Source organism: Sediminicoccus sp. BL-A-41-H5, assembly GCF_050632405.1.
In the GTDB taxonomy this organism is placed as follows: domain Bacteria; phylum Pseudomonadota; class Alphaproteobacteria; order Acetobacterales; family Acetobacteraceae; genus Roseococcus.
In genome coordinates this window covers 295412-314673 of the sequence record NZ_CP192601.1, presented here as the reverse complement: position 1 = coordinate 314673, position 19262 = coordinate 295412, and the positions used below count along the sequence as shown (strand labels likewise).

Here is a 19262-nt window from a genome sequence, read left to right as displayed (position 1 = left end):
AGGAACCCTGCATCATTCATGCCGGATTACGCGCTGAACATCTCGAGCGCAGCCCTGAGGCCCAGCAGCGTCGCGTCCCAGACAGGCCGGCCCGCATACTCCTCGCCGATCAGCGGCACGGGGTAGTTGGTGCACCAGCCCAGCAGCACGTCGCAATCCGGTGCCGCGCGCGCGGCCTGGGCCGCGATCACCTCGCGCGAGGTCGCGGCGTAGGAGAGGTTGTCGGAGAGGCCCAGATGGTCCTCGGCGGTGACATTCCAGCCGCGTGCGGCGAAGGAAGCGATGAGCTTGGCCTGGTAGGCGTCACTATAGGGCGTGATCAGGCCGATGCGCGTCGGGCCCCGGGCGGCCAGCGCGGCCTCGAGCGCCAGGCCCGAGGTGGTGGCGGGAATCCCCGTCGCGGCCGTGATGCGCCGTGCCAGATCGCGGTCGTGATCCAGCCCGATGGCCCCGCCCTTGCTGCCGTTCCACAGGATGACGCCGGGCTTAGCGTGGCTCAGCAGTTCGGCCGCGCGCAGCATGCCGTCCAGGTCGTAGCTGTCGGGGAAAGGGTCGCTCGTGCCGTGCACGGGGATGCGCGCGAAGATGGGCAGCACATCCCTGACCTCGCGCAGCGCGGCCTGCGTCACCCCCTCCACCACCGTATTGCCCGAGGGCGTGATGGTGCCCAGAACCCTCGGGCCGTGCAGGATCATCGCGCGAGCGAGAGCAGCGCGGAGCGCGGCGGGATGCCGGGCTCGAATTGCGGCCAGCGGGTGGAGGGGCGGGCGAAGGTCGCACCCGGCTCCGCCCCCGGACGGCGCGCCACGGTGAAGATGGTGCCGCCATCCGGGGCCATGACCGCATTGCCGATGCCGGCCGCCCGTGCCGCGCCGTAGAGCATGGTGGCATTGCCGCCCGCATCCACGGCCCAGAGCGTCTGCGCCGTGGTGCCGACCGGCCCACCCGTGTCGGTGCCGATGAGCAACCGCCCGCGCGCATCGGCCGTGGCGGTCTGGACGGCGCCGAGGCCCTGTGTGTTGATCATGTTGCCAGCCATGCCGGCCGCCGCCGGGTCGCCACCATCGGGCGTGAAGGTGAGCACGCCGAAGCCCCCCGTGAAGATCAGACGATTGCCGCGCGCATCCCAGGAGAGGCCGGAGGGCGCGTCGAAGGCCATCGCACCCGCCGCGCGCGCCGCATCCACGGGGTTGGCGGCCGCACCCTGCGGCAGGGCCACCCAGGTGATGCGGGCATTCTGCAATTGCGCGACGCTGAGCGTCCCATTGTCCAGCGCATCCGGCCCGCTGGCCGGCCCGGCCGAGACGAAGCGGAAGAGGTAGCCCCCTGCCCCGCGCTCGGCCACATAGACCACCGCCTGGCCGCCGCGCGCCTGCGCCGCCGCCGCATCCGCCTTGCCGAAACGGCCGAGTGCCGTGCGCTTCACCGGGATGGATTGCGGGTCGAGCGGGTCGAGTTCGACGAGCCATCCGAAGCCATCGCCACGCTGGAAGCGGCGGTCCAGGCCGCCGAGGCGCGCGGACCAGAGCGCCGGGTCGCCCTCCGCCAGCAGCAGCGAACCCCAGGGCGTGGCGGCACCGCCATTCACACCCAGCACGCCGAGCACGGAGGAGCCGACCTGCTCGGCCAGGGGCCCCGAGACGCGACAGAGGGTGGAGGCCGTCAGGCGGCGCGATTGGAAGCCGCCATCCACCACGATCCAGCGCCCGCCCTGGACCTCGAGGTTGAGGAGCGAGGCGCCCTGCATCTGCGCCGCCACCGCCGGCCGGTCCGCGCCGCCGGGGAAGGCCATGGCCGCCTCCACCGTCGGATGCGCGATGGCGAGGATGGCGCGCGTGACGCCATCCGCCGCCATGGGCGGGATCACCTGGGCGGCGATGCGCGCATCCCAGCCGAATTGGGCGGAGGCGCCCTCGGCATCCAGGTTGCCCGGGTCGAAGGGGGGCGCGTCGAAGGTCACGCGGTCACCCCAGCGGATCAGGACGCCACGGCGCAGGCCGGCGCCGACGGTGTCATCCTGCTTTACGGTGGGGGCGGTCTGCGCGGCGGCGATGGCGGGGATCAGCGCTGGCGTGGCGAGAAGGGCGCGGCGGTGGATCATGCGGGCATCTCCTCGATCACCGGAGGCTGGAAGGAACGGACGGGCGGAAGAGGCGCGGTCCAGGCCTCGACACGCACGAGGCAGGATTGGGCGGAGGGGCCCTGCGTCAGGCTCGAGGTGCCGATATCGGCCGTCAGCACATTCGGGTTGCCATGCACGCAGAGGCTGCCCGGGACGCCGGGCTCCAGCGGGTCGAACCAGGCGCCTGTCGCGAGCAGGACGACGCCGCGCGTGAGGTTCGCATCGCAGCGCACGCCGGCGAGGCAGGCGCCGCGCGCGTTGAAGACGCGCACCACCTGGCCCTCGGCGAGGCCGCGCGCGGCCGCATCCTCGGGGTGCATGCGGATGGGCTCGCGGCCCTGGATCTTGTCGGCGGCTGCGATGGGCCCGGGATCGAGCTGCGAATGCAGGCGGGTCGGCGGCTGCTGGCTCAGCAGGTGGAGTTCATCGGCGGCGGCCGCCCCCAGCCATTCGCGCGGCGTGAACCAGGTGGGGTGGCCCGGGCAATCGGGGCGTTGGAACGCCGCGATGGTCTCGGAGAAGAGCTCCACCTTGCCCGAGGGCGTGTCGAGCGGATTCGCCTCGGGGTCGGCGGCGAAATCGCTGAACTGTGTGAAGGCCTCATGCGCCTCGATGGGCGGCATCTCGACATGGCCCTCCGCCCAGAAGCTGTCGAAATCAGGTGCGGCAAAGCCCTGTCGGGCGCAGGCGGTGCGCCACTTGTCGTAGAGGAAGCGCAGCCAGGCGCCCTCGTCGCGCTGCTCGGTGAAGCGGGCGCGGAATCCCTGCGCATCGGCCAGGTCGGCCAGGATGTCGTGGTCGTTGCGCGCAAGGCCCTGCGGCGGGATCGCCTGGTGCATGGCGCGCACGAAGCGGTCGCGCGAGGAATGTGCGATGTCGTTGCGCTCCAGCGTGGTGGTGGCGGGCAGCACGATGTCGGCATGGCGGGCGAGCGCGGTCCACCAGGGCTCCTGCACCACGATGGTCTCGGGCTTCGCCCAGGCGCGCAGCAGGCGGTTGAGGTCCTGGTGATGGTGGAAGGGGTTGCCGCCGGCCCACCAGACCATGCGGATATCGGGCAGCGCGAGGTCCCGACCATTGTAGTGCAGCGTGCCGCCCGGCCGTTCCAGCAGTTCCGTGACGCGGCCCACGGGGATGAAGTGCGAGACCGGGTTGCGCGTGGCGGGCAGCGAGATGCTCGGCATCTCCCGCCGCGGATTGCCGATGCCGCCCGAGGAGCCATAGCCGAAGGCCACCCCCTGCCCCGGCTTGCCGATATTGCCGAGTGCCGCGGCCAGCGCGATCAGCGCCCAGTAGGGCTGCTCGCCGTAATCGGCGCGTTGCAGCGACCAGGCGGCGGTGAGCATGGTTGGCTGGGCCAGGCATTGCTCGGCGAGGTCGCGGATGGTGGCGGCAGGCACGCCGGTCAGCCCTTCGGCCCATTCGGGTGTCTTCCCGGCCAGCGTGGGCGCCAGCTTGTCCCAGCCCACGCAATGTGTGGCGAGGAAGCCGCGATCCTCGCGGCCGAGGGCCATGATGTGCTGGATCATGGCGAGGATCATCGCCGCATCCGTGCCGGGGCGGATCGGCACCCATTCGGCCGCCAAGGCGTCCTCGGTGTCGCCGCGATAGGGCGAGATGTTCACGAATCTGAGGCCGGCGGCGCGGGCGGCGCGCATGTTGGGGCCATAGGTCATGGCGGCCCCGCCCGAGGTGACATAGCCGTTCTTGGCCGCCAGCCCACCGAAGCAGAGCATGAGCTTCGCGTGCTGCGCGATGGCGGCCCAATCCGTCATGCGGCCCAGCACGATTTCATTCGTGCCGACCACATGCGGGATCAGCGCCTGGGCCGTCGCATAGGAATAGGCATTGATCGAGGTGGTGTAGCCGCCGCCCAGGCCCAGATAGCGCTGCAGCTGGCTCTTCGCGTGATGAAAGCGCCCGGCCGAGGACCAGCCATAGGAACCGCCATAGATCGCGGCATCGCCGTGCTCGGCGCGGATGCGGGCGGTCTCCTCGGCCAGCAGGCGCGTGACACGGTCCCAGCTCACCGGCACGAAGGGATCAGCCCCGCGGGCCTGGCCGGCGCGGCGGCCCTCCAGCCAGCCCTTGCGCACATAGGGCTGGTCCACCCGGGCGGCGCTGTGGACCGTGGCCGGCATGGAGTCGATGAGCGTCGCCGGCACCGGGTCCCGTGCGAAAGGCCGCACGGCGACGAGGCGCCCGCCCTCGGTCACGGCGTCGAAGAAGCCCCAATGGGCGGCGTGCGGCTTGATCTCGGTCATGGGACGGATATTGCCCCCATTCTCCCCTTCCGCGAAGCGCCGGGGCGGATAGACTGCGGGGAAGCACAAAGGATGCCTCCATGACCCCGCCGCGCAATTCCAACGCCGCCCGCGACATCGCCAACGTCCTGCATCCCTATACGGATGCCCGCGCCCACCAGAAGAACGGGCCGCTCGTCATCACTCGCGGCGAGGGCGTGCGCGTCTTCGACGAGCAGGGCAACGCCTATATCGAGACGGTGGCGGGCCTCTGGTGCGCCTCGCTCGGCTTCGACAATGAGCGCCTCGTGCAGGCGGCGTTGAAGCAAATGCGCCAGCTGCCCTTCTACCACGCCTTCACCGGCCGCAGCCACGAGCCCGCCATTGATCTCGCAGAGATGCTGATCGAGCGCGCGCCGGTGCCGATGAGCAAGGTGTTCTTCTGCAACTCGGGCTCCGAGGCGAATGACACCGCGGTGAAGATGATCTGGTACTTCAACAACGCCATCGGGCGGCCGGAGAAGAAGAAGATCATCGCCCGCATCAAGGGCTATCACGGCGTGACCGTGGCCTCGGCCTCGCTGACCGGCCTGCCCTACAATCACAAGCTCTTCGATCTGCCGATCCAGGGCATCCTGCACACCGGCACGCCGCACTACTACCACTGCGCCCTGCCCGGCGAGAGCGAGGACCAGTTCACCACGCGCCTCGCGAACGAGCTGGAGGAGATGATCGTCCGGGAGGGCCCGGAGACGGTCGCCGCCTTCTTCGCCGAGCCCATCATGGGTGCGGGCGGCGTCATCGTCCCGCCCGCCGGCTATTTCGAGAAGATCCAGGCGGTGCTGCGCCGGCATGACGTGCTCTTCGTGGCCGACGAGGTGATCTGCGGCTTCGGGCGCACCGGCAGCTACTGGGGCTGCCAGACCTTCAACATGCAGCCCGACATCCTGACCTGCGCCAAGGCGCTGAGCAGCAGCTTCCTGCCGATCTCGGCCGTGATGGTGAATGACCGCGTCTTCCAGGGCCTGGCCGATGGCTCGGCGGGGCTTGGCACCTTCGGGCATGGCTACACCTATTCAGGCCACCCGGTTCCGGCCGCCGTCGCGGTCGAGACGCTGAAGATCTATGACGAGATGGACCTGGTCGGCCATGTCCGGAAGGTGGGGCCGGTGATGCAGGAGGGCCTGCGCCGCCGCTTCGGCGACCATCCGCTGGTGGGTGAGATCCGGGGCGTGGGCATGATCGGCGCCGTGGAGTTCGTCTCCAACAAGGAGACGCGGGCGAATTTCGACCCGGCGGTGAAGATCGGGCCGCGCCTCGTGAAGATCGCCGAAGGCCACGGGTTGATCATGCGCGCCCTGCCGGGGGATGGCATCGCCTTCTCCCCGCCGCTCATCATCACGGCGGACGAGGTGAACGACATGCTCGACCGCTTCGGCCGCGCGCTGGATGACCTCACGGTGCAGTTGCGCCGCGAGAGCATCACGGCGGTTTGAACAACCGGCTCTGGCCGCTGGCGGTGGCGCTGGCGGCGGTTCCCTTCGTCATCGTGCTGCAGAACCGCACGCTGGCCCCGATCGCGCTGCTGGCCTTTGGCGGCGTGATCCTGGCGGGCTGGCGCGCGGGCTGGCGGCCCTCGGCGCCGCCCCTGCTGGTCTGGCCGGCGGTTGGGCTGCTGGGTTGGGCGGCGCTCTCCATGCTCTGGGCGCCGGAAGCCGGGCGCGTGGCCGACAGCGTGCTCCGATTGGGTGCAACCCTGGGGCTGGCCGTGCTGGCCGCCGATGCGCTGCGCGGCGTGCCACTCTCGCCCTTGATCCCGCGCGCGGCGGCGCTCGGCCTTGCGCTGGGCATCGCGGCCGCGCTCTTGGATGACCTTTCCGGCCATGCGCTGCGGGCCGCGGTGCGCGGGCTGCGCGAGGCGCCGCTCACGCTCTCCTACGGGTTGAAGAATGCGGCCTCGGTCATCGCGCTGCTGCTGCCGCTCGCCGTCTTCGCGCCCAGTCTGCCGCGCTTCCTCCGCATCACGCTAGGCGTCTCGGGTGCCGTCGTGGCCCTGCTGCTGCCGGGCGAGAGCGCCAAGCTCGCCGTGCTGGCCGGGCTTGCGGTGGGCATGGCGGCGACGGTGGCGCCGCGTGTGACGCGCGTGAGCCTCGCCGGAACCGTCGCCGTGCTGGTGCTGGCGCTGCCCTGGGTGCTGGGGGCGGCGCTGCCGCGCGATGTGAGCGCCCTGCCCTTCTCGGCCGCGCATCGGCTGCTGATCTGGGATTTCACCGCCGAACGAATCGCGGAGCGGCCCGTTCTGGGCTGGGGCATGGACAGCAGCCGCGCCATTCCCGGCGGCGCCGGGCGCACCAGCCAGGAGACGCGCACCGCCTTCGGCCTCACCGGCGAGAACGCGCATCACTGGTTCATCCACCAGCAGATGCTGCCGCTGCACCCGCACAACATGCCCCTGCAGATCTGGCTGGAACTCGGCGCGGTGGGCGCCGCGCTGATGGCGCTGCTGCTGACGCTGGTGGCGCTCGCCTGCCGCAATCCGGCCGCCTGCGGGGCCTTCGCGGCGGCGCTGGTCATCTCGCTCCTCAGCTATGGCATGTGGCAATATTGGTGGGTGGCGGGGCTGATGCTGGCGGCGGTGAGCGCGCCGCTGGTGGGCGCGCGCAAGCCGGCCTAACTTCTGCCGATGCAACGTTTCTGGTTCAGCGCGGCGGGGCTTTGTGGCGGGCTCGCCGTCGCACTCGCTGCCATTGCCGCCCATGCCGATCTCGAGTCGCGCGCCATGGTGCAGAATGTCGCCATGCTGCTGGGCTGGCATGCGCCGGCCTTCATCGGACTTGCCCTCTGGGGGCGCGGCGGCGTGGTCGCTTCGGTTCTCCTGGCCGGCCTCACGCTGTTCAGCGGCGCGGTGCTGATCCGTGCCTTCGCGGGCGTCTCGCTCGGGCCTGTCGCGCCCATCGGCGGCATGACGATGATCGGCGGCTGGCTGCTGCTCGCCGTGCTGGCGTGGCGCCGATGATCCGCGCCGCCTATCTCGCCGATGAGGGGCTGGAACGGCCCCTCGCCGAGGAGCTGGAGCTCTCCGGCCGGCGCGTCTCCGCCTGGCATGGCCGCCTCGCCCTCTCGCCCGATCCGCCCGCGCCGGCCGCCTGGGCGCTGGATGTCTGGGATGATCCGCGCGAGATCCCGGCCCCGTCGGTGAAGCTCGCGGCCGATGGGCTGCGCGCCATCCAGCGCAACTGGTCGCTTGTGCCCGCGCTGCATCACCGCCGCGCAGCGCTGATCGAGGAACGCCTGCCACCCGTGAAGGCGCGGCCGCTGGCCTTCCCTGAGCCCGCGCCCACCGGGCATCTGGGCGGCTGGACGCTGCTGGCGCCCGAGCTGATCCTGGCCTCGCCCACCAAATCCTCGCCCTTCCCTGGCGGCGCGCCGCGCTTCGTGGAGGATCGCGAAGGCCCGCCGTCCCGCGCCTATCTCAAGCTCTGGGAAGGGCTGGTGCGGATCGGGCGGCACCCGGCGGCGGGCGAGGCCTGCCTCGATCTCGGCGCCTCGCCCGGCGGCTGGACATGGGCGCTGGCGCAATTGGGCGCGCGCGTCACGGCGGTGGACAAGGCGCCGCTGGAGGAGCGCGTCATGGCCATGCCCAACGTCACCTGGCGGCAGGAGAGCGCCTTCGCACTGCCGCCCGAGCCGGTGGAATGGCTGTTCAGCGACGTGATCTGCTACCCCGCGCGCCTCCTCGCGCTGGTGACGCGCTGGCAGGGTGTCGCGCGCAACATCTTCTGCTCGGTGAAGTTCCAGGGCGAGACGGACCATGCGGCGGCGGCGCAATTCGCGGCCATCCCGGGCGCGCGCCTCTTCCACTCGGCGCACAACAAGCATGAGCTGACCTTCGTGCGGCTCGCGGAGGACATGCCATGACCGCTCTCACCATCCGAAGCATCAGCATCCGCGCGCTGGATGCGCCCATGGACCCGCCGCTGCGCAACAGCCTGAACGTGATCCCCCGTGCGCCGCTGGTCATCGCCGAGGTGCAGACCGAGCAAGGGCCGCGTGGCACCGCCTATGCCTTCGCCTATGCGCCGGCGGCGTTGGGGCCGCTCGCCGCACTCACGCGCAACCTCGGCGCCGGCCTCGTCGGGCGTGAGGTCGCGCCCCAGAAGATCTGGGACGAGATGCTGAACGCCAACCGGCTGCTGGGCGCCGAGGGGCTGGTGATGATGGCGATCTCGGTGCTCGACATGGCGCTGTGGGATGCGCTGGGCCAAAGCGTGGGCCTGCCGCTCGCGCGCCTCTGGGGCGGCGATCTCTCGCCCATCCCGGCCTATGGCAGCCTGCGCGGCTGGGGGCCCGCCATGCTGGCGGAGGAAGGCGGGCGCGCGGTCGCGCAGCACGGGTTCCGGGCGGTGAAGTGCAAGCTGGGGGCGCCGAGCATCGCGGGCGATCTCGAGACGGTGCGCGCCCTGCGCGACGCGGTCGGGCCGGAGGTCGAGATCCTGATCGACTACAACCAGGGGCTCGACCGGCCCGAGGCGCTGAAGCGCGGCCTCGCCCTCCAGGCCGAGGGCGTGCGCTGGATGGAGGAGCCGCTCCATGTCACCGATGACGAGGGTCTCGCCTGGCTCGCCGACCAGTTGGAGATGCCCGTGCAGGGCGGCGAGAACTGGTGGGGGGTGACCGGCATGGCTCGCAGCCTCGCCGCGCGCGCGACCGACCTCTGCATGCCCGACGTGATGAAGATGGGCGGCGCCACAGGCTTCCTGCGCGGCATGCCCCTGGCGGCCGCGCATCGCGTGCCGCTTTCCTCCCACATCTTCATCGAGGCGAGCGCGCATCTGCTGAGCGTCTGCCCGCTCAGGCATTACCTGGAGCACCTGGACATCGCCGGCGCGCTGCTGCGCGAGCCACTGCGGATCGAGGCCGGCTGCGCGCTGCCGCCTGATCGTCCCGGGCTCGGGCTTGAATGGGATGAGGCGGCACTCGCCCGCCACGCCGCCGACGCCTGAACCACCAAGAGGAAACGAAACACATGGCCGAAGACCCGCGCATGGACCCCGAAATGGCGGCCTTCACCGCCTATATGGCGCAGCAGATGGCGGGCTATCCGCCCATCATCCTGCCCAACCCGCCGCGCAGCGCGCCCTTCGACGAGCCGCGCCGGATCAATGACGGGCCCCAGGTCCATCTCTCCGAGGGCGGGCCCGTCATGGCGGAAAGCCGCGACCTGCTGCTGCCCATCCGCGGGCGGCGCATGCAGGTCCGCTTCCATCGCCCGAGCAACGACCCGAACCTGCCCGTGCTCATCTACATGCATGGCGGCGGCTGGGTCTGGGGCAGCATCGACACGCATGACCGGCTGATGCGCAGCTATGCCGCCGCCAGCGGCTGCGCCGTGCTCGGCCCCGACTACGCGCTGAGCCCGGAGGCGGTCTTCCCGCAGGCGATCGAGGAATGCCACGCCGTGCTGCGCCATGTGGCGACGCGCGGCGCGGAACTCGGCCTCGACCCCAGCCGCATCATCCTGGGCGGCGACAGCGCGGGGGCGAACCTCGCCTCCGGCCTCGCGCTGCTCAATGCCGAGCAGGCGGCGCCCATCCCGCTCGCCGGCCTGCTGCTGAACTACGGCGTCTTCGACCATCGGCTGGACACCAGGACCTACCAGGATTTCGCCGATGGCTACGGGCTGACGCTGGCCAAGATGCGCTTCTACTGGGACGCCTATTGCCCGGATCTGGTGGCGCGCGCCTCCCCCGTCGCATCGCCCATGCGCGGCAACCTGGCCGTACTGCCGCCGACCTTGCTGCACATCGCGGAGCTGGACGTGCTTTGCGCGGAAAACCTGGCCTTCGCCGAGAAGCTGCGCGCGGCCGGCGTGCCACTGGAGACGGAGCTTTTCCGGGGCACGGTGCATGGCTTCCTCCGCGCGCTCGGCCGCGTGGGAGCGGCGGATCGCGCGGTGGAGCTGGCCGGCGCCTGGCTGAAAGCCCGTTTCAGTTCGTGATCCGCCTTTGGCGGACCACGAACTGAGCTTCGCCGAGAGGATGATGAACCGCCTCGGCCTGTGGCCTCAGCGGATCATGCTCTAACCGGTGATGTTCATCCGCCGGAGCAGCGGGCCCCAGCGCTCGCTCTCCGTGCGGAGGAAGCTCGCGAATTCCTCCGGCGTGCTGCCGATGGCGAAGATGCCCTCCGTCAGCAGCCGCGCGCGGAAATCCTCCGTGCGGATGGCCTGGACGGCCGCCGCGTTCAGGCGCTGCACCATCGCGGCCGGCGTGCGGGCGGGCACCAGCAGGCCGAACCAGGTCTGCGCCACCGTGCCGGGGCGGAGATCGGCCACCAGCGGCACCTCCTCATTGCCCGGCATGCGGCGATCGCCCGTCCATGCGAGGATGCGGCCCTGCCCGGCGCGATGCATGGCCAGCCCCGTGCTGCCGCCCACCACGAGCAGATCAAGCCGCCCACCCAGGAAATCCGCCACCTGTGCGGCATCGCCGCGATAGGTCACGTCCTGCATGCGGACACCGAAGGCCTCGTTCACCAGCAGCATGGCGATGTTGTTGAAGCTTGAGGGGCCGTTGGTGCCGTAGGTGATGGTATTGGGCGCGGCCGCGGCGCGGGTCATCAGCGCCTGCAGGTTCGCCGGCCCATCCGGCCGCGCCACGATGGCGAAGGGCAGCGTCGAGATCAGCGTGACCGGCGCGAAATCCTCGGCCCGGTAGGGGATGTTGCGGACGATGTGCGGGTTGATCGTCAGCGTGGAGCCCGAGGCGATCAGCACCGTATGCCCATCCGCCGCCGCGCGCGCCACGAATTCGGCGCCGATGACGGTGGCGGCCCCAGGCCGGTTCTCGACCTGCACGGGCAGGCCGAGCGGGCCCGCCATGCGCTCGGCCAGGATGCGGGCGGTGACGTCGGTCGAGCCGCCCGGGGGGAAGGGCACGGTGATGGTCACCGGCCGCGCTTGCGCCAGGGCCGCGCCCGGCAGCAGCGCCGACGCGGCCAGCAGGGCACGGCGCGTGGACATCACGAGGCGACCAGGATCGTGCGGCCCGTCACCTTGCCGTCGCGCAGGCGCATCAGGGCCGCATTGGCGTTCTCCCGCTTTTCCAGCGTGATCGGGATGCCCGGGATCTTGCCCTTCTGCGCCAGCGTCACAAGCGCCTTCAGCTCCTTCAGGCTGCCCACATAGCTGCCCTGGATGGTCAGCGCCTTCATCGGCATCAGCGGGAGCGGCACCCGCATCTCGCCCCCGAAGAGGCCGACCTGGACGAGCTTGCCGCCCTTGGCCAGCGCGTCGAAGGCGGCCATCGCGGTCTTCGTGCCGTTGACCAGGTCGATGATGCCGAGCACCGGGCCACCGCACGCCTGGATGATGTGCTGCGCCGTGTCGCCGCCCGCCAGCACCGTCTCGGTCGCACCTTGTTCCTTGGCCGCGGCGAGCTTCGCCTCGTCCACATCCACCGCGCAGATGCGCTTGTGGCCCATGGCCTTCAGGATGGCGATGGCGTTCAGCCCCAGCCCGCCCGCGCCGATGATCACGATGGGATCACTCTTGCCGATCGGCGCCAGCTTGCGGATCGCCGAATAGACGGTGACGCCCGAACAGGCATAGGTGGCGGCGAGCGCCGGATCGAGGCCATCAATCGGAATCAGGTGCTTCCAATGCGTCGCCAGCACATGGGTGGCGTAGCCGCCGTTCTGGAAGACGCCGAGCGCCCGGGGCTTCACGGCGCAGAGATTCTCCTCATCCGCCTTGCAGCGCGCGCAGTTCCCGCAGCCGACCCAGGGGAAGACGAGCCGGATCTGCCCCTTCTTCAGCCCCTGCCCCTTGGCGCCGGCCCCCCATTTCACCACGCGGCCCACGATCTCATGCCCCATGGCGAGCGGCAGCTTCAGCCCACGGTCGGACATCTTGAGCTTGCCGCGCGTGCCCAGATCGTACTCGCCCTCCCAGATGTGCAGGTCGGAATGGCAGACGCCGGCATGGGTCACTTCCAGCAGCACCTCGTCGCCCTGCGGCTCAGGGGTGGGCAGCTCGATCTCCTGCAGCGGCTTGCCCAGTTCGGTCACGGCCCAGGCGCGCATCTTCGTCTCTCCCTCGGTGTTTTCGGTTGGAGGCATGGGAAACCCTTTGACCCCCTCCGGTCAATCATCTCCCCGGGGCGGTCCCGGGATGGCGGGGCTGACATGAAGCGGCCATATTGCCGCCGCCTGCCGGGAGCAGGTGCGGATGGTTTGCTGGAGTTCGCACGCCGATGACACGGCTGATGGTCGCCTTCTTCTGTTCGGGCTTCGCCGCCCTGCTGTGCCAGATCATCTGGCAGCGCATGCTGGGCGTCTTCGCAGGCTCCGACACGGTCTCGGCCGCGCTGGTGGTGGGCGCCTTCCTGGCGGGACTGGGCCTCGGCTCCATCATCGGGGCGAAGCTGGCGGACCGGCTTTCGCCGCATCGCGCGCTGCTGGGCTTCGCGCTCTGCGAGGCGGGGGTCGCGGTCTGCGCGCTGCTGTCCAAGTTCTTCCTCTATGACCTGATCGCGATCGGCCTTTCGGACGCCGTGGAGCAGCCGGCGGCGATCTTCGCGCTCTGCTTCGCGGGCCTCGTCATCCCCACCACGCTGATGGGCGCCTCGCTCCCCTTCCTGGCCCGTGCGGTGGCGACGGACCTCGCGAGCGTGGCCAGCCGGATCGGCACGCTCTACAGCCTGAACACGCTGGGCGCCGGCCTTGGCGCGCTGATCGGCGGCTGGTTCATCGTGGGCAGCCTCGGCTTCGTCGCCGCCCTCACCTTCGCCGCCGGGCTCGACATCGTGGCCGCCGCCCTGGCACTGACGCTGCTGCCCGGCCTCTCGCGCGAGACCCCGCCGCCGCCGGCGCGCCAGGCCGTGGCGGCCGCGGAGCCCTTCGGCGGGCTCGCGCTGTGGTGCGTCCTCGTCTTCCTCTCGGGCTATGTCATCGTCGCGCTGGAGATCATCTGGGTCCGCATGCTGGGCCAGGTGGGCCAGTACCACGCCTATCTCTTCCCGACGGTGCTGGGCGTCTTCCTGCTGGCCGACGGCCTCGGCATGTCGCTCGCCTCGCGCATGGTCCGCACCATGCCGGACCCGCGGCCCGCCTTCTTCCTGACCCAGGGAGCGGGCTTCGTGCTGGGTGTCGCACTCCTCGGCCTGCTCTGGTGGATGATGGGCCTCTCGCCGCTGAAGGACGTGATGGCGGTGGATTTCGACCGCTTCAACCCGCGCGAGATCGCGATCTCGACGGCCATCATCGTCGCGGTGGTGGCCCCCCCCTCCTTCATCATCGGGATGACCTTCCCCTTCGTGCAGCGCGCCGTGCAACAGGATCTGGCCAGCGTGGGCGCGCGCGTCGGCTGGGTGCAGCTCGCCAACATCCTGGGCAATGCGGCGGGCTCGATCGCCACGGGGCTGCTGACCTTCCACCTCTTCGGCATCATGGGCACGCTGCTGCTCCTGGCGATCCTCTCGCTCGCGCTGCTGGGTTTCTGGGTGATGAAGGCGCAAGCCTCGCGGCCGGCCACGCTCGTCCTGGCGGGCCTCACCGCCCTGATCGCCATCGCGGTGCCGAGCAACCAGGATTTCTGGTCCCGCATGCATGGTCTGCCGCCGCAGGTGGAATCCGCCTGGGGCGAGGACCGCTCCGGCGTCGCCTTCTGGCGTGAGCGTGGCGAGGGCGAGGGACGCGCGCCGGGGCGCTTCTTCATCATGGGCCATGGCCAGGGCTTCGTGCCCTTCCTGGATACGCACATCCTGCTCGGCATGCTGGGGCCGATGATCCACCCCGACCCGCAGCGCGTGCTGGCCATCGGCGTGGGCTCCGGCGGCACCCCCTATGGCGCCATGGTCAACCCCGCCACGCGCGAGATCCGCGCCATCGAGCTGATCAAGCCCGTGCTGGACGCGCTGGAGGAGATTGCGCGCGAACGCCCGCAATCGGGCGTGGCCGCCCTGGTTTCCGACCCGCGGGTGCGCCTGGAATACGGGGACGGGCGGCGGGCGCTGACACGCGGCGCGGGCCTCTATGACGTGATCGAGGCCGATGCGATCCGCCCGCAATCCTCCCATTCCGGCCTGCTCTACAGCGCGGAGTTCCTCGGGCAGGTGCGCGGCCGCCTGGCGCCGGGCGGGCTCTACGTGCAATGGGCGCCCACCTGGCGCGTGGTGGACACCTTCGCCGCCGCCTTTCCCTACGCCGTGCTGTTGCGCCCGGTGAACGTCATGATCGGCAGCGACCGCCCCATCCCGCTCGACCAGGCGGCACTGCTGGCCGCGCTGCGCCAGCCCGAGGTGCTGGCCTTCGCCCGGCGCGGCAATCCCGAGGTGACGGATCTCGCGAAGCTCGTGGATGGCGAGGTCACGGTCTGGACGCCGGCCACGCCCCGTGTGGCGCCGCCACTGACCGACATGTTCCCACGGGACGAGTTCTTCCTGAACCACGCGCAGCTGCACAGTTGGTGGCCGCGCCCCTGATGGGCGAGGCCGCGGCATGACCTGGCGCCTGATCATCACCGGCCTCTTCCTGGCGAGCCCGGCCATGGCCGCGTTGGATACAGGGAAGAGCTTCACCCATGCGGTGCCCGCGCAGCGGGTCTTCGCGCTGCTCTTCCTGATGATCGGGCCGCTCAAGATCCTGGGCCCCTTCGTGGCGATGACGCGGGGGACGGAACCCGCCTTCCGCCGCCGGCTTGCCACCCGCGCCATCCTGTTTTCGGCCGCGGCGCTGGTGCTGGCGGGCAGCATCGGCCACCAGATGCTGCGCAACTTCAACATCCCGATCCCGATCCTGGCACTGACCGGCGGGCTGGTGCTGTTCCTCGTTGCGCTCCAGACGCTGCTGGCGCAATTCAAGACCGCCGATCCGCCACGCGCCGAGACCCGCAAGCCCGAGATGGCCATGGCGATCAATCCGCTGGCCTTCCCGACCATCGTCACCCCCTACGGCATCGCCGCCGTCATCATCTTCGTCAGCCTGGCCGAGGGCGATCACGCGGCGCAGCTCGTCATCGCGGGGCTGGTGGGTGTGATCCTGCTGCTGGACTGGCTCGCCATGCTGGCGGCCCACACCATCCTCAAGCATGCGGGGACGGCGTTGCAGATCTTCGCCATCGTACTGGGCGTGACGCAGGTGGCGCTCGGCCTGCTGATCATATTCCAGGCGCTGGCCGCGACGGGGGTCCTCGTGCTGCGGCTCTGAACACCGCCTTGCTTCGCTGCGTCCCCGCACATAGCCTTCCCGCCAACAACGCACAGGGGAAACGGCCGCATGAAGGTCACCGATGTCATCTGCCACGTGGTGCAATCCAAGGTGGAGAAGCCCTTCACCTCGGCGCGCGGCTGGCTCTACACCACCCGCGCCTCCTGCCTCGTCGAGATCCGCACCGATGAGGGTGTGACCGGCTGGGGCGAGTGCTACGGCCCCGCCATGGTCAACAAGACCATCATCGAGACGCAGTATCGCAGCCGCGTCATCGGCCGCGATCCCTTCGACGTGGAGGTGATCTGGGAGGACCTCTACAACCGGATCAAGGATTACGGCCTGACCGGCATGACCATCTGCGCGCTCTCAGGCATCGACATCGCGCTGTGGGATGTGATGGGCCGCGCGGTCAACAAGCCGATCCACAAGCTGATCGGCGGCGCGCATCGCAAGGAACTCGTGGCCTATGCGACGGGGCTCTACTTCATCGACATGAACCGCCTGGTGGAAGAGGCGGTGGAGGAGGCGCTGGCCTACAAGGAGCAGGGCTTCCGCGCGGTGAAGATGAAGATCGGGCTCGGCGATCCCAAGCTCGACATCCGCCGCATCGCCGCCGTGCGCGAGGCGCTGGGCGATGGCGTGCAGCTGGCCGTGGACGCGAACCATTGCTTCACGGTTCCCCAGGCCATCAAGCTCGGCCGCGAGATGGAGAAGCTGGATCTCCTCTGGTTCGAGGAGCCGATCAGCCCCGAGGACCATGAGGGCTATATCGAGGTGTCCCGCGCGCTCGACCTCGCCGTCGCCGGCGGCGAGAACGACTTCACCCGCTGGGGCTTCCGTGACGTGATCGCGAAGAAGGCGATGGACATCGTGCAGCCCGATGCCTGTGCCGCCGGCGGCATCAGCGAATGCCGGAAGATCGCGGCCCTGGCCAGCGCGCATGGCGTGGAATGCGTCCCCCATGCCTGGGGCTCGGCCATCGGGCTCGCCGCGACCGTGCAGTTCCTGGCCGCCCTGCCGGATACGCCGCCGGCCTTCCGCCCGATGCCGCCCATGCTGGAATTCGAGCAGACGCCCAACCCGCTGCGCGACCACCTGGCGAAGGAGCCCATCGTGCAGGTGAACGGCATCGTCCGCGTGCCCGACGGGCCCGGCCTGGGCATCGAGGTGGATCTTTCCGTGCTGGAAAAATACCGCGTGGCCTGACAAGCTGTCCGGACAGCCACCTCGGGGAAACCGGGGGGCAAGCTTCAGGGAGGATTGATGATGCGGCGAATCCTGCTGCTCTTGTTGGCGATGGCCGCTCCCGCGGCCGCGCAGGACTACCCGCCTCGGGACATCCGCTTTCTCAATGCCTTCGCGCCCGGCGGCACGTCGGACCTCCTGGGCCGCGTGCTGGCCGAGCAACTCTCGCAGCAGATGGGCCGGCGCGTGGTGGTGGACAACCGCACCGGCGCCAGTGGCGCCATCGCGGCGGGCGAACTCGCCCGCGCGGCGCCGGATGGCTACACGCTGCTGCTCGTCTCGATGAGCATGATGGCGGTGCTGCCGCAGATGCAGCGCCTGCCCTATGACACGGACCGCGACATCACGCCCATCGTGAACGTCGCCAATGTCTACAACATCCTGGTCGCCTCGCCGGCCTCGGGCATCCAGACTTGGCAGGATGTCCGCCGCATGGCGCAAGAGCGGCCGGGCGCGCTGCGTTGCGCGACCGTGGGCCCGGGCTCCAGCCAGCAGCTCTCCTGCGCGCTCTTCATGTCCCTGACGAACACGCGGCTGGAGCAGGTGGGCTATCGCGGCGGCGCGCCGGCCATCCTCGACATCGTGGCCGGCCGCGTCGAGGTGATGTGGGGCAACATGCCGGAATACCTCGCGCAGATCCGCGCGGGCGGGCTGCGTCCCATCGCCTACGGCGCGGCCAGCGCCTCACCGCTGCTGCCGAACCTGCCGGTGATGTCGCAGGATGGGCTGCCCAATTTCGTGATCCCCAACTGGTTCGGCGTGGCGGGCCCGGGTGGCATGTCGCCGGCGCTGGTCCAGCGCATCAATGCCGAGGTGAACCGCGCGATGATGGCGCCCGAGGTGCAGCGCCGCTTCGAGGAGAACGCCATGCTGCGCATCGGCGGCAGCCAGGCCGACATGATCCGCCAGATCGGGCAGGACCGCGAGCGCTGGGGCGCAGTGATTCGCGACCACGATATCAAGCCGGACTAGGCGTCTGATCGTCCTTGGCATCTTGGCCAGGGGCGTGAATCAGGCGCTCGGCAACAGCTTCTGATCGTCCCTGGCGCTTGCGACGGGGACGTGGATCAGCCGCCCAACATCAGGCTGGAGGAGCGACGGGCGCCGCCTCCTCGCGCACCGCCAGCACCTTGTCCACGCGGCGGCCGTCCATGTCCACGATCTCGAAGCGCCAGCCGGCATGGGCGATGCGGTCGCCCTCGCTCGGGATGCGCTCCAGCAGCGCCAGCATCAGCCCGCCCACCGTGTGATAGGCGCCGGATTGCGGCGGCAGCTCGAAGGCGTCCAGCCGGTCCCGCAACTCGTCCAGCGCCATCATGCCGTCCAGCAGGAAGGAACCGTCATGGCGCTGGACCGCGGAGGGCTTCTCAGATTCCGGCGCGGGGCCCAATTCGCCCACGATGGCCTCCAGCAGGTCGGAGGCGGTCACCACGCCCTCGAAGCTGCCGTATTCGTCCAGTACCAGCGCCATGCCGAGACTGTCGGTCCGCAGGCGCTCCAGCGCGTCCAGGGCGGAGAGGCTGTCGGGCATCACAATGGGCTGGCGAAGGGCCGACGCGATGTCGAGCGGCTGGCCCTCCAGCATCTGGTCCAGCAGGTCCTTGGCGGCGACGACGCCGACCACATTGTCCACCCGGCCATCGGCGACGACGAAGCGGGTCAGCGGCTCCGCCTTCAGCGCGGTGGCGATCTCGTTGGGTGCCGCATTGCGGTCGAGCCAGGCGACCTCCGGGCGCGGCGTCATCAGCGCGCGCACCGGGCGGTCGGCCAGGCGGAGCACGCGTTCGATCATCTGGCGCTCGTGATGCACGAGGGCGCCAGCCTCCACGCCCTCGGCGACGACGGCCTTCACCTCCTCTTCCGTGACGCTCTGGTCGGAGGGCTTGTAGGCGCCGAAAGCTCGGAGGATCAGCGCGGAGGAGCGCGAGAGGAACCAGATGAAGGGCGCGGTGAAGCGCGCCAGCGCGGTCAGCGGCAGCGCGAGGGCCGAGGCCACATGCTCGGGATTGCGCAGCGCGAGCTGCTTGGGAACGAGCTCGCCCAGGATCAGATTCAGGTAGGTGATGGTCATCACCACCAGGAAGAAGGCCAGCTCATGGCCCAGATTGACCATGAAGGGCCAGGTCTCCAGCCAGTCGCCGAAGGGGCCGGCGATGGCGGCACCGCCGAAGACACCGGCCAGGATGCCGACGAGCGTGATGCCCACCTGCACGGTGGGAAGGAATCGCTGCGGGTCCTCCTGCAGGGCGATGGCCGCCGCCGCCCCGCGGCTGCCCTGCCGCTCCATCGCCAGCAGCCGCCCCTTGCGGGAGGAGACGACCGCCAGCTCGCTCATGGCGAAGACGCCGTTGAGCAGCGTAAGGAGAAGGACGAAAAGGATTTCGAGGCTGACACCCATGGGCATGAATGTAGGGCAGAACCCCCCAACCTGTAATCGCCGGGAC

General features: G+C 70.2%; 16 protein-coding genes. 10 read left to right on the top strand and 6 right to left on the bottom strand.

Translation table 11 applies throughout. The features are described from left to right. Window positions 1–26: 26 nt before the first annotated feature. From ACQ860_RS01545 to ACQ860_RS01535, 3 genes are read right to left on the bottom strand one after another with little or no spacing between them, the layout of a single operon-like run. A complete protein-coding gene (locus ACQ860_RS01545) occupies window positions 27–695 on the bottom strand; it encodes a hypothetical protein (protein WP_431301649.1) in 669 nt (222 codons plus the stop codon). Next, window positions 692–2101 carry a PhoX family protein gene (locus ACQ860_RS01540; protein ID WP_431301648.1) on the bottom strand — a complete coding sequence of 470 codons (1410 nt, stop codon included), beginning with the start codon at window positions 2099–2101 and terminating at the stop codon, window positions 692–694. Before ACQ860_RS01540 ends, ACQ860_RS01545 begins: the two co-directional genes overlap by 4 nt. Then, window positions 2098–4386 carry a molybdopterin-dependent oxidoreductase gene (locus ACQ860_RS01535; RefSeq protein WP_431301647.1) on the bottom strand — a complete coding sequence of 763 codons (2289 nt, stop codon included), beginning with the start codon at window positions 4384–4386 and terminating at the stop codon, window positions 2098–2100. Before ACQ860_RS01535 ends, ACQ860_RS01540 begins: the two co-directional genes overlap by 4 nt. Before the next feature lie 80 nt (window positions 4387–4466). On the opposite strand from ACQ860_RS01535, the gene ACQ860_RS01530 reads away from it, so the two are divergent. Genes ACQ860_RS01530 through ACQ860_RS01505 form a run of 6 tightly spaced genes read left to right on the top strand, consistent with a single transcriptional unit; the run spans window position 4467 to window position 10363 of the window. After that, the gene (locus tag ACQ860_RS01530) at window positions 4467–5861 is read left to right on the top strand and encodes an aspartate aminotransferase family protein (protein WP_431301646.1); all 1395 of its coding nucleotides are present in this window, start codon (window positions 4467–4469) and stop codon (window positions 5859–5861) included. Then, window positions 5858–7039, top strand: a complete 1182-nt coding sequence (locus ACQ860_RS01525; RefSeq protein WP_431301645.1) for an O-antigen ligase family protein — start codon at window positions 5858–5860, stop codon at window positions 7037–7039. Before ACQ860_RS01530 ends, ACQ860_RS01525 begins: the two co-directional genes overlap by 4 nt. Window positions 7040–7048: 9 nt before the next feature. After that, window positions 7049–7381 (top strand): DUF423 domain-containing protein, encoded by a 333-nt coding sequence (locus tag ACQ860_RS01520; RefSeq protein ID WP_431301644.1) that lies wholly within the window; start codon window positions 7049–7051, stop codon window positions 7379–7381. Then, on the top strand, window positions 7378–8283 hold the full coding sequence (locus tag ACQ860_RS01515) for an SAM-dependent methyltransferase (protein ID WP_431301643.1): 906 nt from the start codon (window positions 7378–7380) through the stop codon (window positions 8281–8283). The genes ACQ860_RS01520 and ACQ860_RS01515 overlap by 4 nt, the downstream gene beginning before the upstream one ends. Then, window positions 8280–9368, top strand: a complete 1089-nt coding sequence (locus tag ACQ860_RS01510) for an enolase C-terminal domain-like protein (protein ID WP_431301642.1) — start codon at window positions 8280–8282, stop codon at window positions 9366–9368. Before ACQ860_RS01515 ends, ACQ860_RS01510 begins: the two co-directional genes overlap by 4 nt. A gap of 23 nt (window positions 9369–9391) precedes the next feature. Next, complete coding sequence (locus tag ACQ860_RS01505) at window positions 9392–10363, top strand: alpha/beta hydrolase (protein ID WP_431301641.1); 972 nt, start codon at window positions 9392–9394, stop codon at window positions 10361–10363. A gap of 81 nt (window positions 10364–10444) precedes the next feature. Here the strand turns inward: ACQ860_RS01505 and ACQ860_RS01500 are convergent, their stop codons facing one another. Continuing rightward, window positions 10445–11386, bottom strand: coding sequence for a Bug family tripartite tricarboxylate transporter substrate binding protein (locus tag ACQ860_RS01500; protein ID WP_431301640.1), 942 nt, complete (start codon window positions 11384–11386; stop codon window positions 10445–10447). Next, entirely contained in the window at window positions 11386–12447 is a 1062-nt protein-coding gene (locus tag ACQ860_RS01495; RefSeq protein WP_431301639.1) for an alcohol dehydrogenase, read from the bottom strand. Before ACQ860_RS01495 ends, ACQ860_RS01500 begins: the two co-directional genes overlap by 1 nt. Window positions 12448–12617: 170 nt before the next feature. On the opposite strand from ACQ860_RS01495, the gene ACQ860_RS01490 reads away from it, so the two are divergent. The 4 genes from ACQ860_RS01490 (at window position 12618) to ACQ860_RS01475 (ending at window position 17790) form a co-directional block, all read left to right on the top strand. Then, on the top strand, window positions 12618–14846 hold the full coding sequence (locus ACQ860_RS01490) for a fused MFS/spermidine synthase (RefSeq protein WP_431301638.1): 2229 nt from the start codon (window positions 12618–12620) through the stop codon (window positions 14844–14846). Window positions 14847–14862: 16 nt separating this feature from the next. Continuing rightward, the gene (locus ACQ860_RS01485) at window positions 14863–15570 is read left to right on the top strand and encodes a MarC family protein (protein WP_431301637.1); all 708 of its coding nucleotides are present in this window, start codon (window positions 14863–14865) and stop codon (window positions 15568–15570) included. Window positions 15571–15639: 69 nt separating this feature from the next. Further along, on the top strand, window positions 15640–16779 hold the full coding sequence (locus ACQ860_RS01480) for a mandelate racemase/muconate lactonizing enzyme family protein (RefSeq protein WP_431301636.1): 1140 nt from the start codon (window positions 15640–15642) through the stop codon (window positions 16777–16779). A 57-nt stretch (window positions 16780–16836) separates the two neighbouring features. Further along, entirely contained in the window at window positions 16837–17790 is a 954-nt protein-coding gene (locus ACQ860_RS01475) for a Bug family tripartite tricarboxylate transporter substrate binding protein (protein WP_431301635.1), read from the top strand. A gap of 109 nt (window positions 17791–17899) precedes the next feature. Here ACQ860_RS01475 and ACQ860_RS01470 read toward each other — a convergent pair whose 3' ends face one another. Continuing rightward, the gene (locus ACQ860_RS01470; RefSeq protein ID WP_431301634.1) at window positions 17900–19216 is read right to left on the bottom strand and encodes a hemolysin family protein; all 1317 of its coding nucleotides are present in this window, start codon (window positions 19214–19216) and stop codon (window positions 17900–17902) included. Window positions 19217–19262 lie beyond the last annotated feature (46 nt).